Here is a 26,721-nt window from a genome sequence, read left to right on the forward strand (position 1 = left end):
TAGTTGATAGTTGATAGTTGATAGTGCAAAGTTAACATAAAATCCATTAACGCAATAAAGTTGCAATAATATTTATCTATTAACTTTATCCTGTCTACAAATCATCATTTTTTATTCTTATCCACAAACTATTTCCACTCATTTTTGACTTCAGTAATTTCGTCCTGAATCCGTTTATTGATGTCTATTTTAGCTCCCTGCAAACTGAAAATTGCCGTCCCCTTTTCTCTGGCATAGGGATTGGTAATGGAATCTTTTAATTCGGCAACTTCAAAGAAAGAACCGGATTCATTCAGTTCTTTTGGTGCTTCAGAAGCATCTTTTACTCTTATAACATTTTTATATTTTTTACTTAAATCTATCCAATTGATATAGTCTGCATGAAATGACATTGCTTTCACTCCAATTTTTGAATAATAATTAATAGCTCCTGTCTGTCCATAATTATCACATAATACCATGGTATTTCCGGACTTTGACAGTTCAGAATATTGTTTATCAACTTTTTGAGCAAGCTCTTTCCAGCCTTGCATATCGGCAAAATCCTGTGGTAGGGCATGATCTTTTCCATCTTCCCAACGAAGCAATCCGAATTTCCTGTACTCTTCCTGATGACCGATGATATATTCGGCACTTTTATTGGGGAAAGTTACATGATATAAAGGAAGAAATAGCAATACCGGAATCAATATACAGACAGGCCTTAAGAGTTTCTTCCAACCTTTATCAAATAAATTCTCCAAAAAAACAGAACCAAAAGCAATATAAACCGGATACACACCAATCGCGTAGTAATCTTTTGCCTTAAAGAATAAAAACAATGCAATGGTGATGAGATAGCTCCATAAAAAGAATTTGAATTTACTGAAAGGCTTGTAGAATATTAATGACACCCATCCAGCGGCTATTACTATGAAAGAACCAATAAAAAATAGAATCTGGGATTTCAGAAAATCCAATCTGTCCACATTAACCAGCTGCTTTTCAGAAAGCTCCTTCATGTGATGGATCATCGGAAATTGATTTTTATATTGCCAGAAAAGATTGGGAGAAATAATGAGTAACACCAGAAGTCCGGCCCAATATAAATGAAGGCTCATGAAAATACGTCTCTGTTTGGTCAGCAGCAATGCAGGAATAAGCCCTATGACAGAAAAGGCAATATTATATTTATTTAAAAAACCCAGGCCAAAAATAACAGCAGCAGTATATATCCATTTTGGCTGAAGAGAATTAAAGTATTTGATCAAGACATAATATAATGATACCCACAGAAAAATTTCCATTGAGGTAGGTTGAAAAAGCATATTCACACGAAGCAGAACTGAAAGCAAAATTCCAATGGCAGCCAGAGTTTTCGCAAACAGACTACCCCTTAATTCTTCAACAATTAGCCATACAACAATTATCGTCATTGTCCCCAGTAAAGCAGGAAAAAACTTCACCCAAAAGACTGAGTTCCCCAACATATTGATCCACCACGCCAGCCATGAATTAACAGGTGGAACGGAAAGATATCCCCAGGCCAGATGCTGCCCCTGATCCAAATGCAGGTATTCATCTCTATGCAGTTCGTATTCCGGGCTTATGATTGAGTATTGAAGAACGAACTTCACAATGATAAAAAGAAAAAGAATCCAGTAACTTTTCTTCATAGATATTGTTTTAATAAATAAGACATTTTATTCATTCCCTGTATTACATCCGGCTCGGACACCCCTCCTCAAGCCTTCATTTTATTGATCAAAAATCCCGGAGAAATATCTCCGGGATCCAACAGTTTACATGTTTATAGTGTAAGTTTATTATTTTTTCTTAGCTTTTTCTTTCAACTCTTCTTTGTCTTTATCGGACGGGTTCCATACTTTTATTTCAGAATCTTTTGTAATTTCAGACCCCGGAAGAATCTGAACATTGATTCCGTCGCTGGCACCAAGTTTTACATATACCTTTTTAAATTTTCCATCTTTTTGCTTAGCTTCAACAAAAGGAACGTCCTTCCCTTGTTTTTTCTCATACTGAACTAAAGACTCATCCAGCAATAAAGCATTTTTCTGAGAGCTCAATACAATTTCGCCGTTTGCAGAGAAGCCGGCTCTGATGTATTCATTATTAGGATTATCTACATTTCCTTCTACGGGGAATTTAATGGTTCCTGCATTATCTTTTCCTTTAGGAGCGATCATTGTCAGTTTTCCAGGGAAAGTCTTATTCTGTAATGCACCGATAACGATATTCATATCCATTCCCTGGCTCAGTTTTCCTGCCTGGGCTTCGTCTATTTCTCCTTTAAAGATCAGTGAGTTCAGGTCTGCTACAGAACAGATGGTTGTCCCGGCATTGAAGTTGTTTGCTTCAATCACCTGGCTTCCAGCTTTTACAGGAACTTCAAGTACGGTACCTGAAGCCTTGGAACGGATTTCCGTGGTTGCTAAACCTTGTCCCTTAAGTTCAGGAGTTGCTCCTGTTTTAGCGATTTGTAATCTTTTCTGAGCAGTATTCAATTGCTGCTGAGAATTTTTAAGAGTTTGCTGTTGAGAAAACAGTTGTTGCTGAGAGTTCAGGAACTCCTGTTTAGAAGCGACTCCCTGTTTGTAAAGCCTCTCCTGCATCTCAAACTGCTTCTGCATATTTCCGACATTCATCTGAGCATTGCTGATCTGAATCTGTGCATTCTGAACTTCTTGCTGAGCAGCATTTACTTCAGAGATACTTGGAACAATTTTCACGGTAGCAATCAATTGCCCTGCTTCAACCTTGTCTCCTTCCTTTACTAAGATTTTATCAATAATTCCGGCGATATTAGGCTTAATTTCGATTTCTTCTTTAGGAACAATTTTTCCGGTCGCCATCACTTTATCATCCATGTTCTGAACGCTGGGTTTCCGGGTAAGGAAGGCTTCGCCCTCCTGAGAGTTAGATTTAATAAGATAGCCAATCCCTGAGAACAATGCCACTGCAAATAAAAGCCCCAACAAGATATAAATGGCTTTTTTCCAAGTGAATTTCTTTTTCATATGTATAGTTTATTTTTTATTAAAAGGTTGAAAGATTAAAAATTAAAAAGCCCACCAGTACTCATCATGATTAACAGCCTATGTCATTTTTAAATTTTCAAATTGTTTTATTTTCAAATTAATTACTCTGTTCTAAGGGCTTCAATCGGCCTGATTTTTACGGCTCTTTGTGCCGGGATCATTCCGATAATCAATCCTAAAATCACCATCACTGCCATCGCAGCAAATACATTTCCATAGTTAACGGTCGGGTTATAAAAAGGAAAAGAATCCTGGCCTTGCGTAACGGCGTTTAATATCATCAGTACAAAGATTCCAAACATAAAGCCTAATAATCCGGAAGAGAGGGTGATGACAACACTTTCTAGCAAAATCTGATTTCGTACTTCAGCCGGCTTTGCTCCCAGCGCTCTTCTGATCCCAATCTCCTTGGTTCTTTCCTTCACCGTAATCAGCAGTATATTTGAAATGGCAATGACTCCCGCAAGGATCGTTAATGTTCCTACAATAATGGTTAACAGTTGCATTCCGGTAAGAAAACCTGTCAGTTTTTTAAATTCTTTACCCAGATTAAAGCTTCCGAAAGCATTGGTATCTTCGGGGGAAACTTTATTCTTGGTTTTCAATACCTTCTTGACATCCTCTTCTACCGTATTGACATTTGCATTGGGCTTGCTGACAATAGCAAACATATCGATCTGATCTCCGGCATTATACATTTTGGTATAGGTGGAAAGCGGGATAAAAGCAGTCTGGTCGTTTTCAAAACCACCTCCTTTTTTCACTCTGAAAACACCAATAACATTAAAAAACAATCCTTTTATATTGATTGATTTTCCGATAGGATCTTCTTTTTTCTTGGAGTCAAAAAAGTTCTTATAGATTTCTTCTCCGATGACTACTACGCTTTTATTTCCTGAAACATCGGCATCGTTGATATAGCGTCCAAAAATAAGTTTCTTTTCTGAAATTTTATTCCCTACAGAATAGTCTCCGGTAAGAGAATAGGTACCGTTTTTACCATTTCTGGACATCGCCTCACCCGGTGTTCCCGTAAAGCTTCCCCTGGCATTCTGTGGTGAGATATAATCTACTGAGGTTACCTTTCTTTTCAGCATTTCCATATCAGACAAATTCAGGTGAACTTCTCTACCTTTCGGAAATCCTTCGTACGGAATAGATGTTTTCTGCGCCCATAGAAAGATTGAATTGGTGGCAAAACCTGAAAACAATTTATCAAAACCGTTCTCCATCCCTTTTGCGGCTCCAAGAAGGCTTACATATAAAAACATCCCCCATCCTACGCCAATCATGGTAAGAAATGTTCGGAGTTTATTATTCCTTAACGAATAATAGATCTCCTGCCAAGTATCTTTTTTAAATATGATATTCACCTTTTTGAATTATATGTTATAAATTATGGATCCCATTAATTTCTGGTCTGTCTTTTATTCTTTCGCCTTTTCAGCGTATAAATTACTCTGTCCTCAATGCTTCAATCGGTTTGATTCTTGAGGCTCTGTACGCCGGAACAAATCCTGCAATTAATCCTGAAAAAATCAGCGCAATGAATGCCATTAAAATAGCTCCCCATCCTACACTTGGGCTTTTGATGAAGAACTCTTCAAGGCTGTTGCCAATAAGACTTAATGTAAGAACTCCAACACCTACTCCAATAAGTCCTGATACAACTGTTATCACAACGCTTTCCTGAACAATCAGGCCTACGATTCCGCTTGGTTTGGCACCAATCGCTTTTCGTACACCGATCTCCTTGGTTCTTTCTTTCACAATATATACCATGATGTTGCTGATTCCGATAATTCCGGCCAATAAGGTGCCCATACCAATAAATCCAACAATCGCTGTAAGTACCGCCATAAAGGTGAAGGTATCGTTCATGTTTTTGGCATTATTCCATACACGGACTCCATTTTCATCATCAGGAGATACATTTTTCCTCGATTTCAGTTTATCCTTCAGCTCATCTCCATATTTTATGGCTTCCTGAGGGGTAAGCTTATCACTATATGAAATATAAGCAATATTCACAGTATCGGAGCCCTTTTTCATCTGTTGTAAAGTGGTAATAGGCACGGTGATATGTCTTTCATCCCAATCTCCGCCATCATCTGAAAACACTCCTATTACTTTAAACATTGTTCCATTGATGTCCATTTCTTTACCTACAGGACTTCCGTTCTTAATCAAATCCCGCTGAACCATTCTCCCGATAACGGCAACATTTTGTTTTCCTTCCAAATCTCTTGGCGTAATATATCTGCCATCAATCATTTTCCGGTTTTCAATGATCTGTTCACCCGGTTCTGCTCCATGGACCTGATAAATTCCGCTCTCCTTTCCGTACTTTACCATTAAACTGGCATTATACCGTGGACTCGAAGCGCCTACATTTTTCTTATCCGTATTGATGAGAAAATCATAGTCATTGTTGTTCATTGTAACAGTTCGGTCCGACTGCAATCCTTTATAGGCCAATGTGGTTTTCCCTGTGCTAATGGTAATCAGGTTTTTGGCATCTCCGGAGAAACCTTCAGAAAAGGCATTCTGAAGTCCTTTTCCAATTCCAAAAAGCACAATAAAGATAAACAGCCCTAAAGCTACCGTAAACCCCGAAAGTACCGTCCGAAGCACATTACTCCGGATAGAACTGAATATTTCCTGCCAGCGATCTAGGTCAAACATAGTTTTTATTTTTTTACTTTGTAAAAAAGTCAATTAGCTGCGCTCTCAATTTTCTTCGAAGTCAATTAACTTTGTTGTCAATATCATTCTTCTCTAGATTTCAATCACGAACCAAAATTCATTTTCACATTTCTAATCTTTTTTCAACATTTTACTTAGTAAAATAAATGTCGTTTTTATTAAATTTTCAATTTTTGTTAATTCGTCTCTTCTGATATAATTACAATCTATAACAATATCAAAACAAGAATCTAACTCAATAACCGAACCTCTGGCTATTTCAAAATACCGCTTTCTTTCCAGTTCAGATTTTCTTGAACATCCTTCAGTAATATTTAGCACCACTGAAGTAGAAGCCCTCCATATCTGGTCGATTATATTAAACTTTTCATTATCTGGAATCTCAGATAAAGTTTTATAACATTCTATTCTTAATTCTCTGGCTGATTGATAAACATCAAGCTTATAATGGTTCAGATTTAAAAACATTTTTACTTTTTTTCAAATTCATTTGTGTGTGTTTAATTATATACCTTCAATTTAAAAATTCACTTGCGAAGCAAAATTGACCATTCATCATTCACCTTATAAAACAATCTGCTTAATAAACTCATCACTTTCAATAATCCCGTCTTTCAGCACTACATTTCTTTTGGTCTGTGCAGCAACATCGGGTTCGTGGGTTACCACGATGATTGTCTTTCCTTCGTTATTGATATCCTGAAGAAGCTTCATAATATCATGAGTCGTTTTGGAGTCCAGTGCTCCCGTAGGCTCATCTGCCAGGACTACTTTAGGATCTGTAATCAAAGCCCTCGCAATAGCTACTCTCTGCTTCTGTCCTCCGGAAAGCTCACTGGGAAGGTGATTGGCCCATTGTGCCAGTCCTACTTTTTCCAGATACTCCATCGCTTTCTGATTTCGTTCCTTTCTCGGTACATTCTGATAGTACAGGGGAAGTGCTACATTTTCCAAAGCCGTTTTATAATTGATAAGATTAAAAGACTGAAAAATGAATCCTAAGAATTTACTTCTGTATTCCGCTGCTTTTATTTCAGACAAGTGCTCAATAGGAACTCCATCCAGTTCATAGGTTCCTGAATCTTTTTCATCCAGAATACCAATAATATTAAGAAGGGTAGATTTTCCGGAACCGGAACTTCCCATAATGGAAACAAACTCGCCCTCAGCAATATTCAGATTAATCCCTTTTAGGACGTGGAGCTTGCTTTTTCCTGTATCGTATGACTTATTTAAATCCTGAATTACTAACATTAAGTGATGTATGTTTTATACCCAATAAGTAGGTGTTATTTTCAAATTGTTACAAGAATGAAAATTTATTCAAATATTTTTTTGTTTAACACTTAAAGCCTCTATTAGTAATAGTTTATTAAAAAATGTTTAACTGTAACTTAGGTTTTCCATTCATTTACCCTTCATATTGCTGTGTAAGCTATTATTCGAGGCCGTTTCATGTAAATGTGGAAAACTTTTACCGTTAAAAGTCAATCAATTAGTATTTACCCCTTTCAAAATCAGTTCTTTTTTTCGAACTTTGTCATTAGTTCTTTACAAGAAATCCACACTTAGCGATGTGAATAAGTTTCACCCGCAATCCTCAGGGAAACAAAAAGTTACAGATTTCACGAACATTATCCACAAGGATCTAAATTATTTAATTATAAAGATATTTAATATGGGAATTTTTGATAAAAGAGTAAGCTATAAGCCATTTGAATACCCGGAGGTTCTTCAGTTTGTAGAGGCCATCAACAAATCGTTTTGGGTACATTCGGAAGTGGACTTTACTGCAGATGTTCAGGATTTTCATTCGCAGTTGGAACCACACGAAAAGCATGCTGTGAAAAATGCGCTTTTAGCCATTGCACAGATCGAAGTGTCTGTAAAGACATTCTGGGGAAATCTATACAACCACCTTCCGAAACCGGAATTCAATGGATTAGGATCTACTTTTGCAGAATGCGAATTCCGTCATTCTGAAGCTTATTCCCGTTTATTAGAGGTATTAGGATACAATGATGAGTTTCTTAGCGTCATCGAAATCCCTGCCGTAAAAGGAAGAATCGAATTTTTAGGAAATGCTTTAAAACACGCTAATTCTGCGACTCCTAAAGAGTACGTTTCAGCACTTCTTTTATTCAGCATCCTGGTAGAAAACGTTTCCCTTTTCTCACAGTTTGCCATCATCCTTTCTTTCACAAGATTCAAAGGATTCATGAAGAATGTTTCCAACATTATTGCCTGGACTTCCGTAGATGAGCAGATTCATGCCAACGCTGGAATCTACCTGATCAACAAAATCCGTGAGGAACAACCTGATCTGTTAACAGACAGCGACATTGAGGACATTTATACTTTAGTAGATGAATCTATCGCAAGAGAAGGTGATATCCTTAGCTGGATCTTTGAGCTGGGTGAAATTGACAATGTATCTAAAGAAGATTTATTGAACTTCATGAAGTATCGTGTAGATGACAGCTTGAAGAAAATCAATATGAAGACAAGATACAACATCACACCTGAGCAGTACAGACCGATGGTTTGGTTTGAAGAAGAAGTTTTTGCTAATTCATTAGATGATTTCTTTGCCAAAAGACCTGTAGACTATACCAAGCACGATAAGAGTATTACAGCCAACGATTTGTTTTAAAAACAAAGGCGCGAGCGAAGCGAGCGTCAAAGCAGATTGGATTTAGAATGTATCATTCGGTAATAAGCAGACCATCCCACCAATCATAAAGCACAAAAAATAAAAGATGATCAATGTAATAGTAACCTACACGGTAAACCCCGGATTCGTTCAAGCCAATAAGGCTAATATCCAAAAGTTTCTGGATGATTTTAAAAATTTAGATCAATCCACCTTTGAGTATAAGGTTTTTATAAAAGAAGACGGCGTTACTTTCTTACATTATTCAAACTACATCAATGAAGAAGTTCAGCATGAAGTATTGAATGTACCATCTTTTAAAGAATTTCAGAGATTAAGAGATGAAAGCGGGCTGAACGGTTCCCACAAAGTAGAAATTTTACAATCAATAATATAAAAAAACAAAATTCCGGACTGATATTTTCACTCCGGAATTCGAAAATATAACATCTATGGAAGAACAAAATTCAAATATATGGTGGCTCAACGAAGAGTCTGAGCAGATGCTTAACAGAGGATATCTGTTGAAAGGTGAAACAGTAGACGGAGCAATCGACAGAATTACCACTGCAGCTGCAAAAAGGTTATATAAACCTGAACTGCAACCCGCATTCAAGGAAATGATCACAAAAGGATGGATCAGTTTCTCATCTCCTGTATGGGCGAATATGGGAACACAGAGAGGACTTCCGATCTCATGTTTCAATACTCATATTCCTGACAGTATCGAAGGAATTACTCACAAAATGGGTGAAGTGATCATGCAGACCAAAATCGGAGGTGGTACTTCAGGGTATTTTGGAGAACTTAGAAACAGAGGGACTGCGGTAACGGATAATGGAAAGTCTTCAGGGGCTGTTTCATTCATGAAGTTATTTGATACGGCTATGGATGTTGTTTCTCAAGGGGGCGTAAGAAGAGGTGCTTTTGCTGCTTATCTTGATATTGACCACGGAGATATTGAAGAATTTTTATCCATTAAAGATATTGGTAGCCCTATTCAGAACCTGTTTACCGGAGTATGTGTTCCGGATTACTGGATGCAGGATATGATTGACGGTGATATGGAAAAGCGTAAAGTTTGGGCAAGAGTATTGGAAAGCCGCCAGCAAAAAGGCCTTCCGTACATTTTCTTCACAGACAACGTAAACAGAAACAAGCCTCAGGTATACAAAGATCTGGGAATGACGGTAAACGCAAGTAACCTTTGTTCTGAAATCATGCTTCCATCGACCATGGAAGAATCTTTTATCTGCTGCTTATCTTCCATGAACCTTGAATTGTATGATGAGTGGAAAGATACAGATGCTGTAAAATTAGCAGTCTATTTCCTTGATGCTGTTTTATCAGAATTTATTGACAAAACTGAAGGCAACTATTACCTGCAGGGAGCAAGAAACTTTGCGATGCGTCACAGGGCTCTTGGACTGGGAGTTTTAGGGTATCATTCTTATTTACAGAAAAACATGATTCCTTTTGAAAGCTTTGAGGCGACACAATTCAACGCAAGGGCTTTCAGACATATCAAAGATCAGGCTGAACAAGCTTCAAGAGAATTGGCCAACATCTACGGAGAGCCGGAAGTACTGAAAGGTTATGGGTTAAGAAACACCACAACGATGGCTATTGCCCCTACCACTTCAAGCTCTGCAATCCTTGGACAAACTTCACCAGGAATTGAGCCTTTCTCTTCTAACTATTATAAAGCCGGTCTTGCTAAAGGAAACTTTATGCGTAAGAATAAGTACCTGGCGAAATTATTGGAAGAAAAAGGATTGGATAATGAGGAAACGTGGAGAACGATTATGCTGAACCATGGTTCTGTACAGCACCTTACTGAGCTTACTCAGGAAGAAAAAGCGGTATTCAAAACGTTTAAGGAAATTTCTCCGATGGAAATTATTTCCCAGGCAGCACAGAGACAGCAATATATCGATCAGGCACAGTCACTGAATCTACAAATTCCGTCCACAATGCCTGTAAAAGATGTCAACTATCTGTATATCGAAGCCTGGAAAAAAGGTGTAAAAACACTTTATTACCAAAGAAGCTCATCCGTTTCAAAAGAAATGATGGTCAACTTTGTATCATGCTCCAGCTGTGAGGCTTAAGATCAAGTAATAAACACGCTATATTTATTATTAACAAAAGCATACCTTCCGGGTATGCTTTTGTCGTTCTGAGTACGGGCTGCAATACATTTTATTGTCCAAGAGTACCACCTTTCAACTTTATGAAAAAGGCCCGGAAAGAAAATCCGGACCTCTGAAAAGAATTGTATTGAAAGTAAAATAAATAGTCATTAAAAATTATACCTGATTCCCAGCTGTGCCTGGAATCTTGAGGCAAACTGATCGATGGTATATGGGAGGCCCGGTGTTCTGAAATTATAGGTAGGATCACCAGCTGAAGGCTGCCCTGAAGCGATATTTCCAGCTTTTGTAAGCCCAACACTGGCCGTAGAGTTGAAGGTATTGGGAACAAAATAGACTTTCCCCCAGTCCTTGTTCAGCAAGTTGGTAAAATTGATAATGCTCAGTGAAATCTGTATATTGTTTTTAGATTTTTCGCTCAGTCTTATTTCATCCATAATTCTGATGTCAGCCTGAACATTCCATGGGGTGAATGCGCCATTTCTTTCCGTAAATGTTCCTCTTCTTGATTTTAAATACTCATTGCTGTTGATAAAGCTTTCATAATCTGCAATCTGCTGCTGGGCGGATATCAGTATATTTCCGGAAGCATCTTTTACAGGTACAATATATTTCGCAGCTTCAGCCGCATCCTTGAAGATATAAGCAAGACCTGCAGCCTGGCCGGTATTAGCAATCGTACTGTTCACAAATCCCCAGGTGAAAGGATTACCGGACTGCGCATTAAAGTATACGTTGGCAGATAATCTGTTTGATCTGGAAACATTAAAGCCATATCCGAGATTGGCAACCACCCTGTTCTTAATGGCAAAATTAGAGGTAGTAAGCTGTGGGTCATTAGGAGTGAGAGACTGGTTCATCTGCCAGTTGCTTTCCATAGAATTTCTGATACCATTGGTAATATCCCGGGCATCTCCATACGTATAGGCAACAAAGAAGTTGAATCCGAAATGATATGATTTTGAAAGCTGTGCAGTCAGATTATAACGGTATCCTTCTTTTGTATTGGACAAAAGATAGGCATTGGAAAAGTTGCTGTTGATATTCGTGGTATAAACAGGCATCTGGTGATTCACATCATAGCTGTAATAGGTAACATTATCCGTTTTATTCACCTGTTGGAATTTAAGATCATACAAAACTTTAGTATAAATACCTTCTAAAGTAAGCTTATATCCTTTCAGGGTATAATCGAACGCTAAAGAGCTTCTCCAGACTCTCGGCATTTTAAAATTGTTATCAATAAGATCTACCTGTACCTTTGAGGAATTCTGCCATTTCGGAAAATTGGAACCTACCAGAGGGTCTCCGTTAGCTGCAATCTGAGCAGCAGTAGGCGCATTGTAATCGTAACTTCCGAAGCCTACCCCATCATTATAATAAGCATACCCTAACCATGCAAAAGGAATTCTTCCAACAAAAATACCGGAACCTCCTCTCATCACCATTGATCTGTCTTCGGTAACATCAATCGTAAATCCTAATCTTGGAGATAAGGTTGGTTTATTAAGATAGGTATTGGTCAGCTGACTAAGCGGAGTGTAAGAATAGGTATTACCATAATAAGCATCCTGAGGTGAATTGGTAACCAGTGAGCTCAGCTGCGGTTTATTGGGCAAATCTGTATAATCTACACGGATTCCCGGTGACAGCCTCACCCTTCCCCAATTGATCTCGTCCTGTAAATAAAGGGAGAGAAGATTCACCTGATATTGGGCATATGGATTATTAAAAAGAGTCTCTCTGTTACTTCCGTTAAAAGGATATGTTCCTCTTATCCTTGCGGGATTTGAATTATAAAAATCATTAAGACTTTTATACGATATTCTGCCATTCAAGGCATTTACAAAACCGTAGTTAATAGAATAAAGCTCATTATGGGTCCCTAATAAAAAGGTGTGGTTTCCTGTTTTATAAGTAAGATTATCCGTAATTTCAAAAGTTTTCTGTTTCATATTGAAAACAGTGGCTTCCCTGTCATTTCCCAATAGAACCGTTCCTCCGTTATAGGCAATTTCTACCTGTGGAAACATCGCATTGCTGGACGTAGGATCTCTGTAGTCATGAATTGAAGAGTACCCCAACACAAGACTATTATTCCATCGGTCATTAAAACGGCTTTTCAGCTCAAGGGTGGTCGTGGAAGCTGTATTTTTCTGTACAAAGTCCATACTTGAAAATCTGAAATTGGCTCCGTCTCTCTCCAGATTGGAAGCCTGCGAAAATACCGTATTGTTCTTAAGGGATAGGGTATGCTTATCATTGATCTTCCAATCCAACTTATTGAATAGCTTGGCACTTTCAGAAAAATTATTGTACCGGTTAAAGCTGCCTACATTAAAACCATATTTATTTTGCACAAAATCTGAGATTTGCTGAGCGGTTGATTCATTGATCAGAGCATTTGGGTCGTTGGCATTATAAAATATGGGATCTGTTCTCTTGGTGTATTCCAAATTGGTAAATAAAAATACTTTATCACGCACAACCGGAAGCCCTACCCTTCCTCCATAGATAAAGTCCGAGAAATCCTTTGGCATCTTTGAATTGTCTCCCACTCTGTTGTTGCCTGTCATCGCGGCATTTCTTCCATAGACATACATAGATCCGGTGACCTCATTGCTTCCGCTTCGGGTTACTGCATTAATACTTCCACCAAGAAAATTTCCAAGTTTCACATCGTACGGAGCGATATACACCTGTACATCCTGAATGGCATCCAAACTTATCGAATTGGAACGTGTGCTGCTTCCGGGCATTCCTGAAGTTCCCGTTTGCCCCCCTAAAGACGGACTGAATCCAATCGCATCATTATTGATAGACCCGTCAATGGTAACGTTGTTATAACGGAAGTTGGTTCCATTAAAGGAATTGTTAGCACTTTGGGGAACCAGCTTCGTCACATCCTGTATTCCACGGTTAATATTCGGAAGCCCGGCGATTTGTGCCTGGCCGATTCCTACACCATATTTTACACTCGTCTTTTTAGAAGTAAGCTTCACCTCATCGATGGTCTTTTCCTTACTGGCCAATTCCACCACGGGCAGATCATTGTTTCCCAGGGAAAGCTGTAGGTTAGGGTTCTCATAAATAACCTGTGACCCATCCAGGATTTCTAGCAGATAAGGACCTCCGGGCTGAAGGTTATCCAAACTAAACTGCCCTTTGCTGTTACTTTTGGTCTCAAAAGTACTGTTGGTAGGAATATGGACGACCTTTACGGTAACTTCGGAAGAAATTCCTTTTAATCTTCCAAAAATCTTAGAGCTGGTTTCCTGTGAAAATGCCAACCCAAATGAAAGTAAAGCAAAGGCACAGATTATTTTTTTCTTCATAATTTTATTGCTACAAATTCAGGTGTAAAATTAGATTTCCTGCATATGAAGTGTAGTAACATAAAATTAACATTGCATGACAGCATGTTTAACAATTCCTTAAAAAAAACTTAATCCCAACGTCATCTATTGCGACAGAAATTCTCTTTATTCCATGAAAACCACTGAAAAAAAATGCTTAATTTTAAAAATTAAAATCGCTTAATATGAAATTCGGACAAGTAGAAGACCCCTCAAAAATAGATTTCACCCTTCCAAAAGATCACATGAAAACCAAAGAAATTCTGAGCCAGAATAAGGAAGGATTGAAAAACATCTCTATCGGATGCGCCAAATGGAATAAAACAGACCTTAAAGGCTTTTATCCTAAAGGAACAAAGGACGAACTGACGTATTATGCCACGCAGTTCAACTCCATTGAACTGAACGCTACTTTTTATGGTATGCCTACTCCGGATCAGGTCAATACCTGGAAAGAAAAAACCCCTGAGAACTTTAAATTTTTTCCTAAAATTACCAATACGGTTTCTCATTTCAGAAGACTGATTGATGTTACAGACCCCGTTACCCATTTTGCTTCTGCTGTCATGAACTTTGATGAAAAGCTGGGGATGGCATTTCTTCAGCTTCATGATAATTTCAAACCTAAAGATTACGACAGGCTGGAAAAGTTTGTTAAAGAATGGCCGAAGGAAGTTCCTCTCGCCATAGAACTCAGAAATACGGAATGGTTTACCGATGAAGAGATCCTCAATACAACCTGTGAGCTTTTTGAAGCACATCATATTACCAATATCATTGTAGATACTGCCGGAAGGAGAGATATGCTTCACATGCGCCTTACAACGCCGAATGCCTTTATCCGCTATGTAGGTGCCAATGCAGAAAGTGACTACGAAAGGCTGGATGACTGGCTGAAACATCTTACTAAATGGAAAAAGGAGGGACTTCAGAACCTTTATTTTTTTGTGCACCAGAATATTGAAAAAGCCTCTCCCCTTTTATCGGCCTATTTTATAAAAAAGCTGAACGAAGAATGGAAAACAGATATTCATATTCCGCAGATGGCCACAGAAAATACAGGAACACTTTTTTAATAGAGATTTGGCCGAGTTCAGGAAGAATAAATGGGACTCAAAAGCACATTCTTAATTCATCTATAAAAAAAGCAATGAGTAGCGCTACTCATTGCTTTTTCTATTTATTTCTTTTCAGAAGCAATACCAGGTTCAGGAACAAAAGCAGGAAATCTAAAGCAATCCAGATTCCAAGCTTTGTATTTTCATAATTGTAAGCATCAACCTCCTTTTTGGCAGATTCAGATAGCCTCATACTCTGGTTGATATAATTCTGGACCTCAACAATCTGGTCAATATTTTTATTGGGCACGGAATGTTGAGAGAAATAGACAAGATTCTTTTTTCCCAGATAGCCTACAATCCAGTATTCATCAGATTTATCCATTTTCAGATATTCTATCCTGTAATATTCCGGACGTATTTTCCCAATGTGTTTAGGATCAAGTATTGTATTCTTATCCATTTTATTCACATTGATCAGATAGAAATCCAGGGTCTGTGGAAGCTTATTGATCACCTGCAGCCCTACTGAATTATCTACAAATGCAACCGCACTTTTTTTGATAAACCAGTACGCGAATATAGAAATGGAAAAAACAACTGTCAGAATACGGAACAGTTTTGCCCATCTGGCCAGGCTTCCCGATTTTACTTTAGAAAAAAACAGGGAAAGTATACAGGCCCAAAAGATAACAAAAATGAAAAATACCATACTGCAAAGATACTGATTTAAGAATTTTGAAAAGGTATGTTAATCCACATTCCACTCTTTATAGAACTGATCGAGGAAATTAAGCATATAGTTATGTCTTTCTTCCGCCAGTTCCCTGCCTTTATCGGTATTCATCAGGTCTTTAAGAAGCAGCAGTTTTTCGTAAAAATGGTTGATTGTTGTACCTTTTGATTTTTTATACTCTTCTTTAGACATATTCAGATTCGGCTCCATGGCAGGATCATACATCAGATTATTTTTAAAACCTCCGAAATTGAATGTTCTCGCAATTCCAATGGCCCCTATGGCATCGATGCGGTCGGCATCCTGAACGATCTGAAGTTCAATCGATGGTTTTTCCTGTAGCTGGCCTCTGTTTTTGAATGAAATATTTTCGATCACAAACAAAACCTTGTCTATCGTCTCATGAGGCACATTTTGTTTTTCAAGAAACGCTCTGGAGATTTTGGGGGCGATGGTTTCATCACCGTTATGAAATTTAGGATCGGCAATATCATGCAGCAACGCTGATAGCTCTACCACATCCTTATCACAGTCCTCTGTTTCTGCTATCTTCCCGGCCAGTTTCCACACCCTTTCGATATGAAACCAGTCATGTCCCGCTTCTGCGCCTTCTAATTTTTCTTTTACAAATTCTACGGTGTTGTTGATCGTACTTCTCATTAATATATCAGTTCATTTAAAATAATATTCCAGAGCTTTTTATTATAATTTCTAAAAAAGTTAACATGCCCGATTTCTTTTTTATCAGATTCAGAAGTTTTCACCAGCCTGTACGTCGGCTTAAGGTTTGGATAAGTCGTATTCAATAAGCTCAGCACTCCTTTTTCCGTCAGCCAAACATCATCCTCTGCCCGTATCACAAAAACTTTCTGCGTTAACTCTTTAGAATAATCCCCAATTTTTTCCAGCAATCTGTTGGTTGATTTCTTGTTTAAAATTAAGGTTCTCCAGTCATATGCGCAATTTTTTGGAAGACTTTCTCCAAGTCCGAACCAATGGGCGGGAAAATAGCCAAGCAATGAAGTCGTTAACGGCTGAACAATTCCAAAACCCAGATATGCTTCAATTTTAGTCCTTAGTTTCAGATTCCCTACAAAAGCATTTTGGGTGCCTACAAAAATCAGTTCCTCAAACATTTTTGAATCTTCATTCATCCCCAGAATCAAAGCCCCTACGGAGTGTCCCAGGCAAAACTTTCTGTGTTCGGGAAAAGTATTTTTAATATATTGGGTGAGTGCCTTATAATCTTTTGAACCCCATGTTCTCATAGACCCGCGGAATCCTTTCATACTTTCAGGTTTGGAAAGTCCGATCCCTCTGTAATCATAGGTAATTACCGTAAATCCCTGTTCTGCAAAATAATTGGCAAAGGAAAAATACACCTGTTGTTTCACTCCCGTAGCAGAGTTGATGAGCATCAGCTTCCCATTCTCTTTTTCCGGCTTGAACAGATGCACCGCCAGAGCGACCGCGTCTTCCGTAGTTATAATTAGTTTTTCCATAGTATGTAAAAAGAAAAATCCACTATAAAAGTGGACATTTTACTTATATCTTTATGTTAAGTTTCAGACTTTCGATATGCCGTAAATAGCTTTAAGAAAAGAAATCTGAAATTTTTGGCAGCCCTGTCTGAGATCCTTTCCCTCCGGAAACCCTCGATGAAACTTCATTACCAAATTTCACGCATTCTTCAATAGAATTTCCATGACAAAGTGCGATGGCAAATCCTGAAGTAAAGGCATCACCCATTCCCATTTTATAGACCATTTCATCTTTATCATTCCTATAGTACTTCATTTCAGTTCCATCAAAATAAATGGTCGAATTGGTATCATCTCTCACAAAAACTTTGTTGAAATATTTTTTAAGCACCTCTTCTCTTTTCTCTTCCCCAAAGATAATATACAGTTCACTGCTCTTGGCAACGATAAAATCAACATTTTCAATAATTTCTTCACTTACCTTCATGGCTGGTGACGCATAAAGGCCAACCTTTTTACCATATTTCTTGGCCTTTTTTACCGTATATTCCACAACCTCCATAGAGACTTCAAGCTGTACCAGGACCAGGTCTGCAGTCAAAAAATAACGGTCTGCCTCATCAATATGAGCTTTGTTAAGGTAATTATTTGCAGCAGGCACCACAACAATAGCGGCATTCCCATGAGAAGTTGTTACATAAGCAGTTCCTGTAGATTCCTTATCGGTTTCATGCACAAATCCTACATTCACACCCTCACTTACCAGATTTCTCATGATCTGCTGACCGAGAGGATCCATTCCTACACATCCGATAAAGTAAACACTTGCCCCAAGCCTGGCTGTACCCACTGCCTGATTAGCTCCTTTTCCGCCAAAATAGCTGTCGGAATTTACGGCCAAAACAGTTTCATTAGGTAAAGGAAGCTTATTGGTTTCCAAAACAAGATCAATTGAGGAGCTGCCTACAACGATAATTTGGGGTTGTTCTGATGAGAGATTCATTGTGCTTTATATAGTTTTAAAATTGATTTCAGATAAATACTCTGTTCAAAAATAGATAATTTTGATTAACTAATTTCAATAAATTCAGTAATTATCTTCACGGGTGCCTGATCTTTATCGTAAGCAATATAGCTGGCATAGAAACCTTCACCATATCCGGTCTCAAAAGCAAATACAGTTCCTGGGTGATCTTTCGACGGCTTTAAAAAGGCATATTGATCTATCGCCCCGTTTTCATCAAAGAAATAATCATGGAAAAATTCTTCATAGATTCCCATAAAATCCACTCCTTTGCTGTGGTATAATTTCTGTTCCAGTTCATTCAGGCTGTTCTGGGTATCCACATCCATGAAGCAGCCCATTCCACTTTCTACCGGGTAGCCAAATACCTCCTCATCTGCCAGATCTTTGATATGCTGTCCCGCAGTGGTTGCCAGTTTCCATTCTGTAATATCAGATGCGCTGAATATGATCTCGGCATACGCTACACAGTTACTTTCTCTCTCTTTATGAAGCAGAACAGAAAATTCCCCCTTCGGAAATACGGTAGAAAAAGAAAGCATATCATTTGTGATCAAAGGATCACAAGCCACCAGTTTCCCGCTGGAAAGATAAATTTTCCCAACTTCAAAACTTTCCAAAAGTGGACTTTCCACAAAGTTCTTTGAGAATAATTTCTGTATATTTTCTAAATGTGTCATTTTTAATCTTTCTTAAACCATCAGGCTGGATACAAGTTTTCATCTGTACCCAGCCTGATTGTAAGACAACGTATTGTCTATATATGTTAAATTTACAAACTTTTCAGTTTCTCTTCCAAAATTGCAATCTTGTCAAGCGCATCTTTTTGTTTTTTGCGCTCTACTTCTACCACTTCCGGTTTTGCATTGGCAACAAACTTTTCGTTGGAAAGCTTCTTGTCAACAGAAACTAAAAAGCCTTTCAGGTATTTTAATTCCTCTTCAGTTTTTATTTTTTCTTCTCCAAGATCAAGGTTCTCACTTAGAGGAATAGAAACTTCAGTTGCTCCTACCAGGAAGGTAAAGCTAGGCTTATCTGTTTTCTGCCCAAACAGGATCTCAGAAATATTAGCCAGCTTTCGCACTACAGCCTCATTGGGAAACTCGGAAGCATTACTATATACTTCCACCGCTTCTCTTGGGGAAATCCCTTTGGTCTGGCGATAATTTCTTACTCCGGAGATCAGTTCCTTTGAAGTCTCAAAATTTCTTATCACTTCTTCACTGAAGTCACCTGCCGTTTTCTGCTGAGCAATCACAAGAGCTTCTTCGCTGTTTCTTTCAGATATCAACTGCCAGATTTCTTCTGACTGGAATGGCATGAATGGATGCAGTAATTTCATGAGTTCTTCAAAGAACACAATGGTTCTTTCATATACCTCTCTGGAAATACCTTCTCCATAATTAGGTTTAATCGCTTCCAGATACCATCCGCAAAAATCGTCCCAAATTAATTTATACACCAAATGCAGAGCATCAGAAATTCTGAATTTCTCAAACTGATCGTTAATGTCAACAATGGTCTTATTCAGTTTATTTTCAAACCATTCGATGGCCTGGATATCAGTAGAAATTGCCGGTTTATCTTCATGATTCCATCCCTGGATCAAACGGAAGGCGCTCCAGATTTTTGTCATGAAATTTCTTCCCTGAAGCATTAAATCTTCATCAAAAAGAAGATCATTTCCTGCGGCAGAGCTTAACAAAATTCCTACCCGCACGCCATCGGCACCATATTTATCCATCAGTTCAAGCGGATCAGGAGAATTCCCTAAAGATTTTGACATCTTTCTTCTCTGCTTATCTCTTACAATACCTGTGAAATAAACATTTTTGAAAGGGACTTCTTTTCTGTATTCCAACCCGGCCATGATCATTCTCGCTACCCAGAAGAAGATAATATCCGGACCCGTCACCAGATCAGCTGTTGGATAATAGTAGTTGATATCTTTATTTTCAGGATCAAGCAGCCCGTCAAATACAGACATGGGCCACAGCCATGAGGAGAACCAGGTATCTAACGCATCGTCATCCTGTCTCAGACTATCTGCTGTAAGCTCCTGATTTCCTGTTTTTTGTTTTGCTAATACCAGAGCTTCCTCTTTAGTCTCTGCGACTACAAAATCTTCATCTCCAGTACCGTAGTAATAGGCAGGAATCTGCTGACCCCACCAAAGCTGGCGGGAGATATTCCAGTCACGGATGTTTTCCATCCAGTGTTTGTAAGTATTTTTGAATTTCTCAGGATAAAACTTTACCTCATCATCCATCACAACATCTAGAGCCGGCTGAGCAATTTCAGACATTTTCAGAAACCATTGTACTGAAATTTTAGGTTCAATTACCGCACCTGTTCTTTCAGATGTCCCTACTTTATTCACATAATCTTCTGCTTTCAGAAGAAGATCCTTATCTTCAAGTTCTTTAGCGATTTGTTTTCTTACTTCAAATCTGTTTTTTCCAGCATAGTGCAGGCCATGCTCATTAAGGTTGGCATCGTCATCTAAAGCATCAATCATTTTCAACTGATGTTTCTGCCCGATCTCATAGTCATTGGTATCGTGTGCAGGTGTAATTTTCAAAGCTCCTGTTCCGAATTCAATGTCTACATAGTCATCCTCAATGATAGGAATGATTCTATTTACAATAGGTACAATTACCTTCTTGCCTTTCAGATGGGCATATCTTTCATCATTAGGATTGATACATACTGCAGTATCTCCGAAAATCGTTTCGGGACGTGTGGTCGCTACAGAAAGAAATTCTTCAGAACCTTCAATTTTATATTTAAGGAAATATAACTTTCCGTTCTGTTCTTTAAAAATCACCTCCTCATCTGAAATATTAGTCTTGGCCTCAGGATCCCAGTTAACCATTCTGTACCCTCTGTAGATCAATCCTTTATTATACAGATCTACAAAGCTTTTGATCACCTGTTGTGAAAGCTTATCCTCCATGGTGAAGCGGGTTCTGTCCCAATCACATGAACATCCTAATTTTTTCAGCTGCTCAAGGATTGTTCCTCCATATTTATCCGTCCATTCCCAGGCATGCTTCAGGAATTCCTCGCGGGTGATATCAGATTTATTGATTCCTTCAGACTTCAGTTTGGCAACCACTTTAGCTTCAGTAGCAATGGAAGCATGATCTGTTCCCGGAATCCAGCAGGCATTAAACCCGCGCATTCTGGCACGGCGGACGAGAACATCCTGGATGGTATTGTTCAGCATATGCCCCATGTGTAAGATCCCCGTTACATTTGGCGGAGGAATTACAATTGTATAAGACGGCTTATCATTGGGTTCTGAATGGAAATACTTATTCTCCATCCAGTAGTTATACCATTTCTGTTCTGTTTCCTGTGGATTATACTTTTCTGAAATCTGCATAAATTCTATTTCTTGGCTTACAATTTGCAAAAATAGTCTAAAGAAAAAAAATTTTAAGCATGAATTAAAATAATTTTTAACTTTGTTTCACAAAATTTATCTAACAAACATATTAACATTCAAGAATATGAAGAAATTAATCGCAGGAATTGCATTATTCGGAACATTTGCACTTGCATCTGCACAAACAATCACGTTTGATAAAACAACTTTTGACTATGGTACTATTAAGCCAAATTCTGAAGGAACAAGATTCTTTACAGTAACCAATACAGGGGATAAGCCTTTGATCCTTTCTAATGTAAAGCCATCTTGCGGATGTACAACTCCCGAGTTCAGCCAGGATCCGATCATGCCAGGAAAATCTGCTAAGATCAAAGTAGGATACAACACCGCTCTTACTGGAGGATTCAACAAGATGATCGAGGTTTTCTCTAATGACCCTGCCAACGGAAGAAGCGTGATTTACATCAAAGGTAATGTAGATGCTAACGCTCCTGAAGCAAAACCACTTACTCCTGCTGAGCAAAAAGAAGCGGCTAAAGCAGAGAAAAAAGCGGAAAAACTAGCTAAAAAGGCTGCTGCAAAGTAAGCTTTACTAAAAAAATAAAGGAACCGTCTCTATGGAGGCGGTTTTTTTATTACATTTATATAAGGTAGCGTCACATTTCAGATGTTTAACCCAATTTTCAATCTTTTAATCATTTTAAACTATATGGACACCAATTTCTCAGATGACTTCGAAGTAAAAGGCAAGTTTTCAATCAAAAAAAATTCGACAAAATACGAAGGTAAACTTACCAAAGAAGAAGGAGTTGCATTATTAATTAAGGAAAAGGAAAAACTCCGTGAATTACAGGAAAAGCTTTATGCTGATGGCAGCCAGTCTCTATTGGTTATACTTCAGGCTATGGATGCTGCCGGAAAAGACAGTCTCATAGAACACGTCTTCGGAGGCGTAAATCCACAAGGATGTAATGTCACCAGTTTTAAAACCCCAAGCTCGAAAGAATACACCCATGATTTTCTCTGGAGACACTATCTGGCCCTGCCTCAGAAAGGAATGATCGGAATCTTCAACCGTTCTCATTATGAAAGTGTCCTGGTCTGTAAAGTACATCCCGAATATAACCTCAATGAAAAAACATGGTCTTCCGTAAAGGATTTTGACAATACATTCTGGGAAAACAGATATGAAAGCATCCGAAATTTCGAGAAGCACCTTTCACAAAACGGAACAACCATTATTAAGATCTTCCTAAACGTATCAAAGGATGAGCAAAAGAAAAGACTTTTGGACAGGATCAACGAACAGGATAAAAACTGGAAATTTTCTGCAGCGGATCTCCCGGAAAGGGCATTATTTGACAAGTATATGGAAGTTTATGAAACAGCTGTTAATGAAACATCAAAAGATTACGCGCCATGGTATGTACTTCCTGCAGACAACAAATGGTTTGCGAGATTGGCCGCCATACAGATCATTATAGAGACTCTTGAAAAAATGAATCTGAAATACCCACAGCTTTCTGACAAAGAGAAACAGGGACTTGCAGATGCCAAAAAGACTCTTGAAAACGAGTAACAAACAGGGGCTGTTTCAAAATTGAATCAGCCCCTTATTTTTTTAAATATACTCAATAAAAAACGAGAAAATCTATAAGCCGGATTCTGTACTTCCAAAGAAGCGCCTGTTATTTATCTGCGTTTTACATTGCTGCAAAACTTGAGCTGATTACCCCTCGGTTTTTAGGACGAGCCGCCCCTATTTCCATTGCTGAAAAGAACCGATATACTTACCATTGCACCGCAAAGAGTTTACCTGGTTTCACTACAGCCGAACTGTACCTGCTTTCTGTTGCACTTGTCCTACCCTCACGGGTGACGGATGTTATCCGCTTTGCTGCTCTATGGTGTCCGGACTTTCCTACCCCTGCCGAAACAGGAATCAACAAGCCAACTTTCTCGAGGAGGCAAAGATACGTAAAATTTGCAAAAGAGCGCAGCCAGCAGGACACAACCATGCAAATTGGCCGCCGTACATTTGTTGTTACTGATTGAATAAAACCTTATTGATGATAGGCTAGCGAGAGCTTGTCCTAAAGTTTAAGAGATCCACAAGGCTATGGGTTGCCACTTTCCGTGCTTTTTTGCCCTTTAAAGATTTTGCTGTTATATTTTTCACCAGTTACCACTTTATTATTATCTTCGTGCCATTATATATCTATGAATTCCAGAGAAAAAGAATTTGCGCAGCTTATCAAGGATAATCAGGGCCTGATTATCAAGGTATCGCGCCTGTATACCAATTCCCTGGAAGATGAAGAGGATCTTTTTCAGGAAATTGTGTTACAACTCTGGAGAAGTTACGACTCATTTAAAGGAAATTCAAAAATTTCCACGTGGATGTACCGTGTAGCGCTTAATACAGCCATTACGCTCTTTAGAAAAAAAAGCAAAAGCCTTCCGACCAATGAACTGGACATCAACCACAAAGACTTTGTGGAGGATGACGATGACAAACAACAACAGATCTCGCTTTTGTATACTGTAATCAAGACTCTTCCTAATATAGAAAGAGCCATCGTCATGATGTATCTTGATGATCTTCCTTACAAGGATATTGCAGAAAACCTGGGAATCACTGAAGTAAATGCCCGAGTGAAAATGAACAGATTAAAGAAAACCCTTAAAGAACAGATGGAAAAATATGCCTGAATTTGATTTAGACAGCTTTAAGAAAACATGGCAGGAACAGCCTGTACAGCCGAAATATGACAACAGCGAGATTCTTCAGATGCTGAATAGAAAATCACGTAATTACATTAAATATATTTTCTGGATCAGTGTTGTGGAATTTTTATTTTTTTCGGTGCTAGGGTTATTTTATTTCTTTCAGGAGGAAGAGTCTGACAGCTTCCGTAAAGTATTGGAAAGACTGGGAGCAGAGGAAGCTCCAGAAGTGGAAAACAATTTTGGCCATGTATATCTGGCCATTAAAGTTTTAAGCTTGCTGATCACTGCGTATTTTGTACTGAAGTTTTATCAGAATTACCGCAGAATAAAAATTGAAGAAAACCTGAAAGGACTTATTACCAGAATCATCAATTTTAAAAAAACTGTCAATGCATTTATCCTGATCAGTATTGTGTTACTCATTGCTTTTACATTTGTACTGACTGCTTTTATATTTTATACTTTAAACTCCCAAAATATACAGCCTACCAATTCCAATCTCACGATTATTATCGTAGGAATTACGGTAAGTACACTGCTTGCGGTCTCTATGATCTGGCTTTATTACAAATTGGTCTACGGAAGTATTATTAAAAAACTTGATAAAAATCTTAAACAGCTCAAGGAGATAGATTCCCACGAAAATTAATATGAACAGGCCATAGTTTCGGGATTTAATTATTATTTTTATTCCGCCAAATCTTAAACTATGCCCTTATCTTATGTGTATGGAACTTCTGAAGTTCCTTTATTAGGACAGACCATTGGAGGAAATCTTAAAAGCACTGTCGAAAAATACCCTCACCAGGAAGCCTTAGTCTGTGTTCATCAGGATTACAGAGCCACTTATCAGGAATTTTATAATCAAACTACTGCTGTTGCGAAAGCGTTGTTATTTTTAGGAGCAAAAGCCGGTGACAGAATTGGGATATGGTCTTCCAACAGGTACGAATGGGTACTCTTACAGTATGCTACTGCCCGGATAGGAACCATTCTTGTCAACATCAATCCCGCGTACAGAACCCATGAGCTTACCTACGTTCTCAATCAGTCTGAGGTTCGTTTTATTTTTTCTTCTTTACATTTCAAAACGAGCAATTATAAAGAGATGGTGGAATATGCCAAGGAAGTCTGCCCCACATTGGAGCATGAAATCTTCTTTGATGAGAGCTGGGAAGATTTTGTAAACAACGGGCAGGATATTTCGGATGAAGTGCTTCACAGCTTTGAGGAGCATGTACAGTTTGATGATCCTGTCAACATTCAGTATACCTCAGGAACCACCGGGTTTCCAAAAGGAGTAACGCTTTCGCACCATAATATTTTAAATAACGGATACTTTATTGGCATTAGGCTGCATTATACGGAAAAGGACCGAGTATGTATTCCGGTACCCTTTTACCATTGCTTCGGGATGGTCATCGGAAATATATGCTGTACTGCACATGGCGCCTGTATGATCATTCCCAATGACAGTTTTGATCCTGAGATTACCCTTAAGGCTGTTTCGGATGAAAAGTGTACTTCGTTGTATGGTGTTCCCACGATGTTTATTGCAGAACTGGCTGTTAAAGATTTCACCTCCTATGACTTTTCGAGTCTCCGAACAGGAGTAATGGCTGGTTCAGTATGTCCACCAGAAATTATGAAAAAAGTGGAAAGCCTGATGAATATCAAAGAAATGAGTATCTGCTACGGAATGACGGAGACCTCTCCGGTTTCTACCCAGACTCTGATAGGAACATCCATAGAAAAACAGGTCAGTACTGTGGGAACTGTTCAGGATCATCTTGAGATAAAAATTGTGGATGAAAACGGAAGAACCCTCAGACGTGGTGAACATGGAGAACTTTGTACCCGAGGCTATTCCGTAATGCTGAAATACTGGAATGATCCTGAGAATACCAAAAAAGTACTGGACGATGCCCGGTGGATGCATACCGGAGATATGGCAGTGATGGACAATGACGGTTATATTACGATTTCCGGCAGGATAAAGGATCTCATCATCCGTGGCGGAGAGAATATATCTCCAAAAGAAATTGAAGATTTTTTATATACCTATACCCACATTCTTGATGTTCAGATTATTGGCGTTCCAAGTGAAAAGTTTGGGGAAGAAATAATGGCCTGGATAAAAGTAAGAAAAGGCTTCACCCTTACAGAAGAAGAATTGGGGGAATATTGTAAAGGGAGAATCGCCCATTATAAAATTCCGAAATACTGGAAATTCGTGGATGAATTTCCAATGACTATCTCAGGAAAAATAAGAAAAGTGGAAATGAGGGAGATTTCAATAAAGGAACTGGGGCTGGAAAATAACAAAGCTTAATTATTTTTCACTCATACATTTTATAAAAACAAAAAAAGCATTTCAGTCAGAAATGCTTTT

Annotated in this window: 22 protein-coding genes and 1 other RNA gene; 9 read left to right on the forward strand and 14 right to left on the reverse strand. The window is 38.4% G+C overall.

Going from position 1 to position 26,721, the window contains the following annotated elements; all coding sequences use genetic code 11:
* Positions 1-128: 128 nt before the first annotated feature.
* The 6 genes from DRF67_RS03900 to DRF67_RS03925 form a co-directional block, all read right to left on the reverse strand.
* Positions 129-1,655, reverse strand: coding sequence for a glycosyltransferase family 39 protein (locus DRF67_RS03900; RefSeq protein WP_115926837.1), 1,527 nt, complete (start codon positions 1,653-1,655; stop codon positions 129-131).
* 150 nt (positions 1,656-1,805) lie between these two features.
* On the reverse strand, positions 1,806-3,017 hold the full coding sequence (locus DRF67_RS03905; protein WP_185142047.1) for an efflux RND transporter periplasmic adaptor subunit: 1,212 nt from the start codon (positions 3,015-3,017) through the stop codon (positions 1,806-1,808).
* A 122-nt stretch (positions 3,018-3,139) separates the two neighbouring features.
* Entirely contained in the window at positions 3,140-4,411 is a 1,272-nt protein-coding gene (locus DRF67_RS03910) for an ABC transporter permease (RefSeq protein ID WP_115926841.1), read from the reverse strand.
* 82 nt (positions 4,412-4,493) lie between these two features.
* On the reverse strand, positions 4,494-5,723 hold the full coding sequence (locus tag DRF67_RS03915) for an ABC transporter permease (RefSeq protein ID WP_115926843.1): 1,230 nt from the start codon (positions 5,721-5,723) through the stop codon (positions 4,494-4,496).
* 132 nt (positions 5,724-5,855) lie between these two features.
* Positions 5,856-6,212, reverse strand: coding sequence for a four helix bundle protein (locus DRF67_RS03920; RefSeq protein WP_115926845.1), 357 nt, complete (start codon positions 6,210-6,212; stop codon positions 5,856-5,858).
* 96 nt (positions 6,213-6,308) lie between these two features.
* On the reverse strand, positions 6,309-6,998 hold the full coding sequence (locus DRF67_RS03925) for an ABC transporter ATP-binding protein (protein WP_115926847.1): 690 nt from the start codon (positions 6,996-6,998) through the stop codon (positions 6,309-6,311).
* Positions 6,999-7,422: 424 nt separating this feature from the next.
* Between DRF67_RS03925 and DRF67_RS03930 the strand changes: the two genes are divergently transcribed.
* The 3 genes from DRF67_RS03930 to DRF67_RS03940 all read left to right on the forward strand — a co-directional run bounded on the left by DRF67_RS03930 (position 7,423) and on the right by DRF67_RS03940 (position 10,508).
* Positions 7,423-8,397 (forward strand): ribonucleotide-diphosphate reductase subunit beta, encoded by a 975-nt coding sequence (locus DRF67_RS03930; RefSeq protein WP_115926849.1) that lies wholly within the window; start codon positions 7,423-7,425, stop codon positions 8,395-8,397.
* Between the two features lie 106 nt (positions 8,398-8,503).
* Positions 8,504-8,794, forward strand: coding sequence for a hypothetical protein (locus tag DRF67_RS03935; RefSeq protein WP_115926851.1), 291 nt, complete (start codon positions 8,504-8,506; stop codon positions 8,792-8,794).
* 46 nt (positions 8,795-8,840) lie between these two features.
* Entirely contained in the window at positions 8,841-10,508 is a 1,668-nt protein-coding gene (locus DRF67_RS03940; protein WP_262511398.1) for a ribonucleoside-diphosphate reductase subunit alpha, read from the forward strand.
* A gap of 191 nt (positions 10,509-10,699) precedes the next feature.
* Here DRF67_RS03940 and DRF67_RS03945 read toward each other — a convergent pair whose 3' ends face one another.
* On the reverse strand, positions 10,700-13,885 hold the full coding sequence (locus DRF67_RS03945) for a TonB-dependent receptor (protein ID WP_115926855.1): 3,186 nt from the start codon (positions 13,883-13,885) through the stop codon (positions 10,700-10,702).
* 206 nt (positions 13,886-14,091) lie between these two features.
* Here DRF67_RS03945 and DRF67_RS03950 point away from each other — a divergent pair, with 206 nt between their 5' ends.
* Positions 14,092-14,982 (forward strand): DUF72 domain-containing protein, encoded by an 891-nt coding sequence (locus tag DRF67_RS03950; protein ID WP_115926857.1) that lies wholly within the window; start codon positions 14,092-14,094, stop codon positions 14,980-14,982.
* A gap of 100 nt (positions 14,983-15,082) precedes the next feature.
* On the opposite strand, the gene DRF67_RS03955 is transcribed toward DRF67_RS03950, so the two are convergent.
* The 6 genes from DRF67_RS03955 to DRF67_RS03980 form a co-directional block, all read right to left on the reverse strand.
* The gene (locus tag DRF67_RS03955; protein WP_115926859.1) at positions 15,083-15,676 is read right to left on the reverse strand and encodes a hypothetical protein; all 594 of its coding nucleotides are present in this window, start codon (positions 15,674-15,676) and stop codon (positions 15,083-15,085) included.
* 39 nt (positions 15,677-15,715) lie between these two features.
* Positions 15,716-16,360, reverse strand: coding sequence for an HD domain-containing protein (locus DRF67_RS03960; protein ID WP_115926861.1), 645 nt, complete (start codon positions 16,358-16,360; stop codon positions 15,716-15,718).
* Positions 16,360-17,202, reverse strand: coding sequence for an alpha/beta hydrolase family protein (locus DRF67_RS03965; RefSeq protein ID WP_115926863.1), 843 nt, complete (start codon positions 17,200-17,202; stop codon positions 16,360-16,362). Before DRF67_RS03965 ends, DRF67_RS03960 begins: the two co-directional genes overlap by 1 nt.
* 91 nt (positions 17,203-17,293) lie before the next feature.
* The gene (locus DRF67_RS03970) at positions 17,294-18,184 is read right to left on the reverse strand and encodes a ribokinase (RefSeq protein ID WP_115926865.1); all 891 of its coding nucleotides are present in this window, start codon (positions 18,182-18,184) and stop codon (positions 17,294-17,296) included.
* 65 nt (positions 18,185-18,249) lie between these two features.
* A complete protein-coding gene (locus tag DRF67_RS03975; protein WP_115926867.1) occupies positions 18,250-18,885 on the reverse strand; it encodes a DUF4241 domain-containing protein in 636 nt (211 codons plus the stop codon).
* Positions 18,886-18,977: 92 nt separating this feature from the next.
* Complete coding sequence (locus DRF67_RS03980; protein WP_115926869.1) at positions 18,978-21,593, reverse strand: valine--tRNA ligase; 2,616 nt, start codon at positions 21,591-21,593, stop codon at positions 18,978-18,980.
* A 127-nt stretch (positions 21,594-21,720) separates the two neighbouring features.
* On the opposite strand from DRF67_RS03980, the gene DRF67_RS03985 reads away from it, so the two are divergent.
* Both DRF67_RS03985 and DRF67_RS03990 read left to right on the forward strand, forming a co-directional pair.
* Positions 21,721-22,185, forward strand: a complete 465-nt coding sequence (locus tag DRF67_RS03985) for a DUF1573 domain-containing protein (protein WP_115926871.1) — start codon at positions 21,721-21,723, stop codon at positions 22,183-22,185.
* Positions 22,186-22,308: 123 nt separating this feature from the next.
* The gene (locus DRF67_RS03990; protein WP_115927096.1) at positions 22,309-23,178 is read left to right on the forward strand and encodes a PPK2 family polyphosphate kinase; all 870 of its coding nucleotides are present in this window, start codon (positions 22,309-22,311) and stop codon (positions 23,176-23,178) included.
* A 59-nt stretch (positions 23,179-23,237) separates the two neighbouring features.
* Here the strand turns inward: DRF67_RS03990 and rnpB are convergent.
* Positions 23,238-23,561: RNase P RNA component class A (rnpB, locus tag DRF67_RS03995), an RNA gene on the reverse strand.
* Between the two features lie 258 nt (positions 23,562-23,819).
* Here rnpB and DRF67_RS04000 point away from each other — a divergent pair.
* From DRF67_RS04000 to DRF67_RS04010, 3 genes are read left to right on the forward strand one after another with little or no spacing between them, the layout of a single operon-like run.
* Positions 23,820-24,311 (forward strand): RNA polymerase sigma factor, encoded by a 492-nt coding sequence (locus tag DRF67_RS04000; RefSeq protein WP_115926873.1) that lies wholly within the window; start codon positions 23,820-23,822, stop codon positions 24,309-24,311.
* Positions 24,304-24,978: an MFS transporter gene (locus DRF67_RS04005; protein ID WP_115926875.1), complete on the forward strand. Its 675-nt coding sequence runs from the start codon at positions 24,304-24,306 to the stop codon at positions 24,976-24,978. The genes DRF67_RS04000 and DRF67_RS04005 overlap by 8 nt, the downstream gene beginning before the upstream one ends.
* A 60-nt stretch (positions 24,979-25,038) precedes the next feature.
* On the forward strand, positions 25,039-26,661 hold the full coding sequence (locus DRF67_RS04010; protein ID WP_115926877.1) for an AMP-binding protein: 1,623 nt from the start codon (positions 25,039-25,041) through the stop codon (positions 26,659-26,661).
* Positions 26,662-26,721 lie beyond the last annotated feature (60 nt).

Source organism: Chryseobacterium pennipullorum (genome assembly GCF_003384725.1).
Taxonomy (GTDB): Bacteria; Bacteroidota; Bacteroidia; order Flavobacteriales; family Weeksellaceae; genus Chryseobacterium; species Chryseobacterium pennipullorum.

Bases quoted from the DNA above. Each gene is read 5' to 3' on its own strand.
- DRF67_RS03945 (WP_115926855.1), bottom strand. From the start codon at position 13,885: ATGAAGAAAAAAATAATCTGTGCCTTTGCTTTACTTTCATTTGGGTTG.
- DRF67_RS03925 (WP_115926847.1), bottom strand. From the start codon at position 6,998: ATGTTAGTAATTCAGGATTTAAATAAGTCATACGATACAGGAAAAAGC.
- DRF67_RS03965 (WP_115926863.1), bottom strand. From the start codon at position 17,202: ATGGAAAAACTAATTATAACTACGGAAGACGCGGTCGCTCTGGCGGTG.
- DRF67_RS03900 (WP_115926837.1), bottom strand. From the start codon at position 1,655: ATGAAGAAAAGTTACTGGATTCTTTTTCTTTTTATCATTGTGAAGTTC.
- DRF67_RS04010 (WP_115926877.1), top strand. From the start codon at position 25,039: ATGCCCTTATCTTATGTGTATGGAACTTCTGAAGTTCCTTTATTAGGA.
- DRF67_RS03990 (WP_115927096.1), top strand. From the start codon at position 22,309: ATGGACACCAATTTCTCAGATGACTTCGAAGTAAAAGGCAAGTTTTCA.
- DRF67_RS03980 (WP_115926869.1), bottom strand. From the start codon at position 21,593: ATGCAGATTTCAGAAAAGTATAATCCACAGGAAACAGAACAGAAATGG.
- DRF67_RS03970 (WP_115926865.1), bottom strand. From the start codon at position 18,184: ATGAATCTCTCATCAGAACAACCCCAAATTATCGTTGTAGGCAGCTCC.
- DRF67_RS04000 (WP_115926873.1), top strand. From the start codon at position 23,820: ATGAATTCCAGAGAAAAAGAATTTGCGCAGCTTATCAAGGATAATCAG.
- DRF67_RS03950 (WP_115926857.1), top strand. From the start codon at position 14,092: ATGAAATTCGGACAAGTAGAAGACCCCTCAAAAATAGATTTCACCCTT.
- DRF67_RS03975 (WP_115926867.1), bottom strand. From the start codon at position 18,885: ATGACACATTTAGAAAATATACAGAAATTATTCTCAAAGAACTTTGTG.
- DRF67_RS03955 (WP_115926859.1), bottom strand. From the start codon at position 15,676: ATGGTATTTTTCATTTTTGTTATCTTTTGGGCCTGTATACTTTCCCTG.
- DRF67_RS03905 (WP_185142047.1), bottom strand. From the start codon at position 3,017: ATGAAAAAGAAATTCACTTGGAAAAAAGCCATTTATATCTTGTTGGGG.
- DRF67_RS03915 (WP_115926843.1), bottom strand. From the start codon at position 5,723: ATGTTTGACCTAGATCGCTGGCAGGAAATATTCAGTTCTATCCGGAGT.
- DRF67_RS03935 (WP_115926851.1), top strand. From the start codon at position 8,504: ATGATCAATGTAATAGTAACCTACACGGTAAACCCCGGATTCGTTCAA.
- DRF67_RS03920 (WP_115926845.1), bottom strand. From the start codon at position 6,212: ATGTTTTTAAATCTGAACCATTATAAGCTTGATGTTTATCAATCAGCC.
- DRF67_RS04005 (WP_115926875.1), top strand. From the start codon at position 24,304: ATGCCTGAATTTGATTTAGACAGCTTTAAGAAAACATGGCAGGAACAG.
- DRF67_RS03960 (WP_115926861.1), bottom strand. From the start codon at position 16,360: ATGAGAAGTACGATCAACAACACCGTAGAATTTGTAAAAGAAAAATTA.
- DRF67_RS03930 (WP_115926849.1), top strand. From the start codon at position 7,423: ATGGGAATTTTTGATAAAAGAGTAAGCTATAAGCCATTTGAATACCCG.
- DRF67_RS03985 (WP_115926871.1), top strand. From the start codon at position 21,721: ATGAAGAAATTAATCGCAGGAATTGCATTATTCGGAACATTTGCACTT.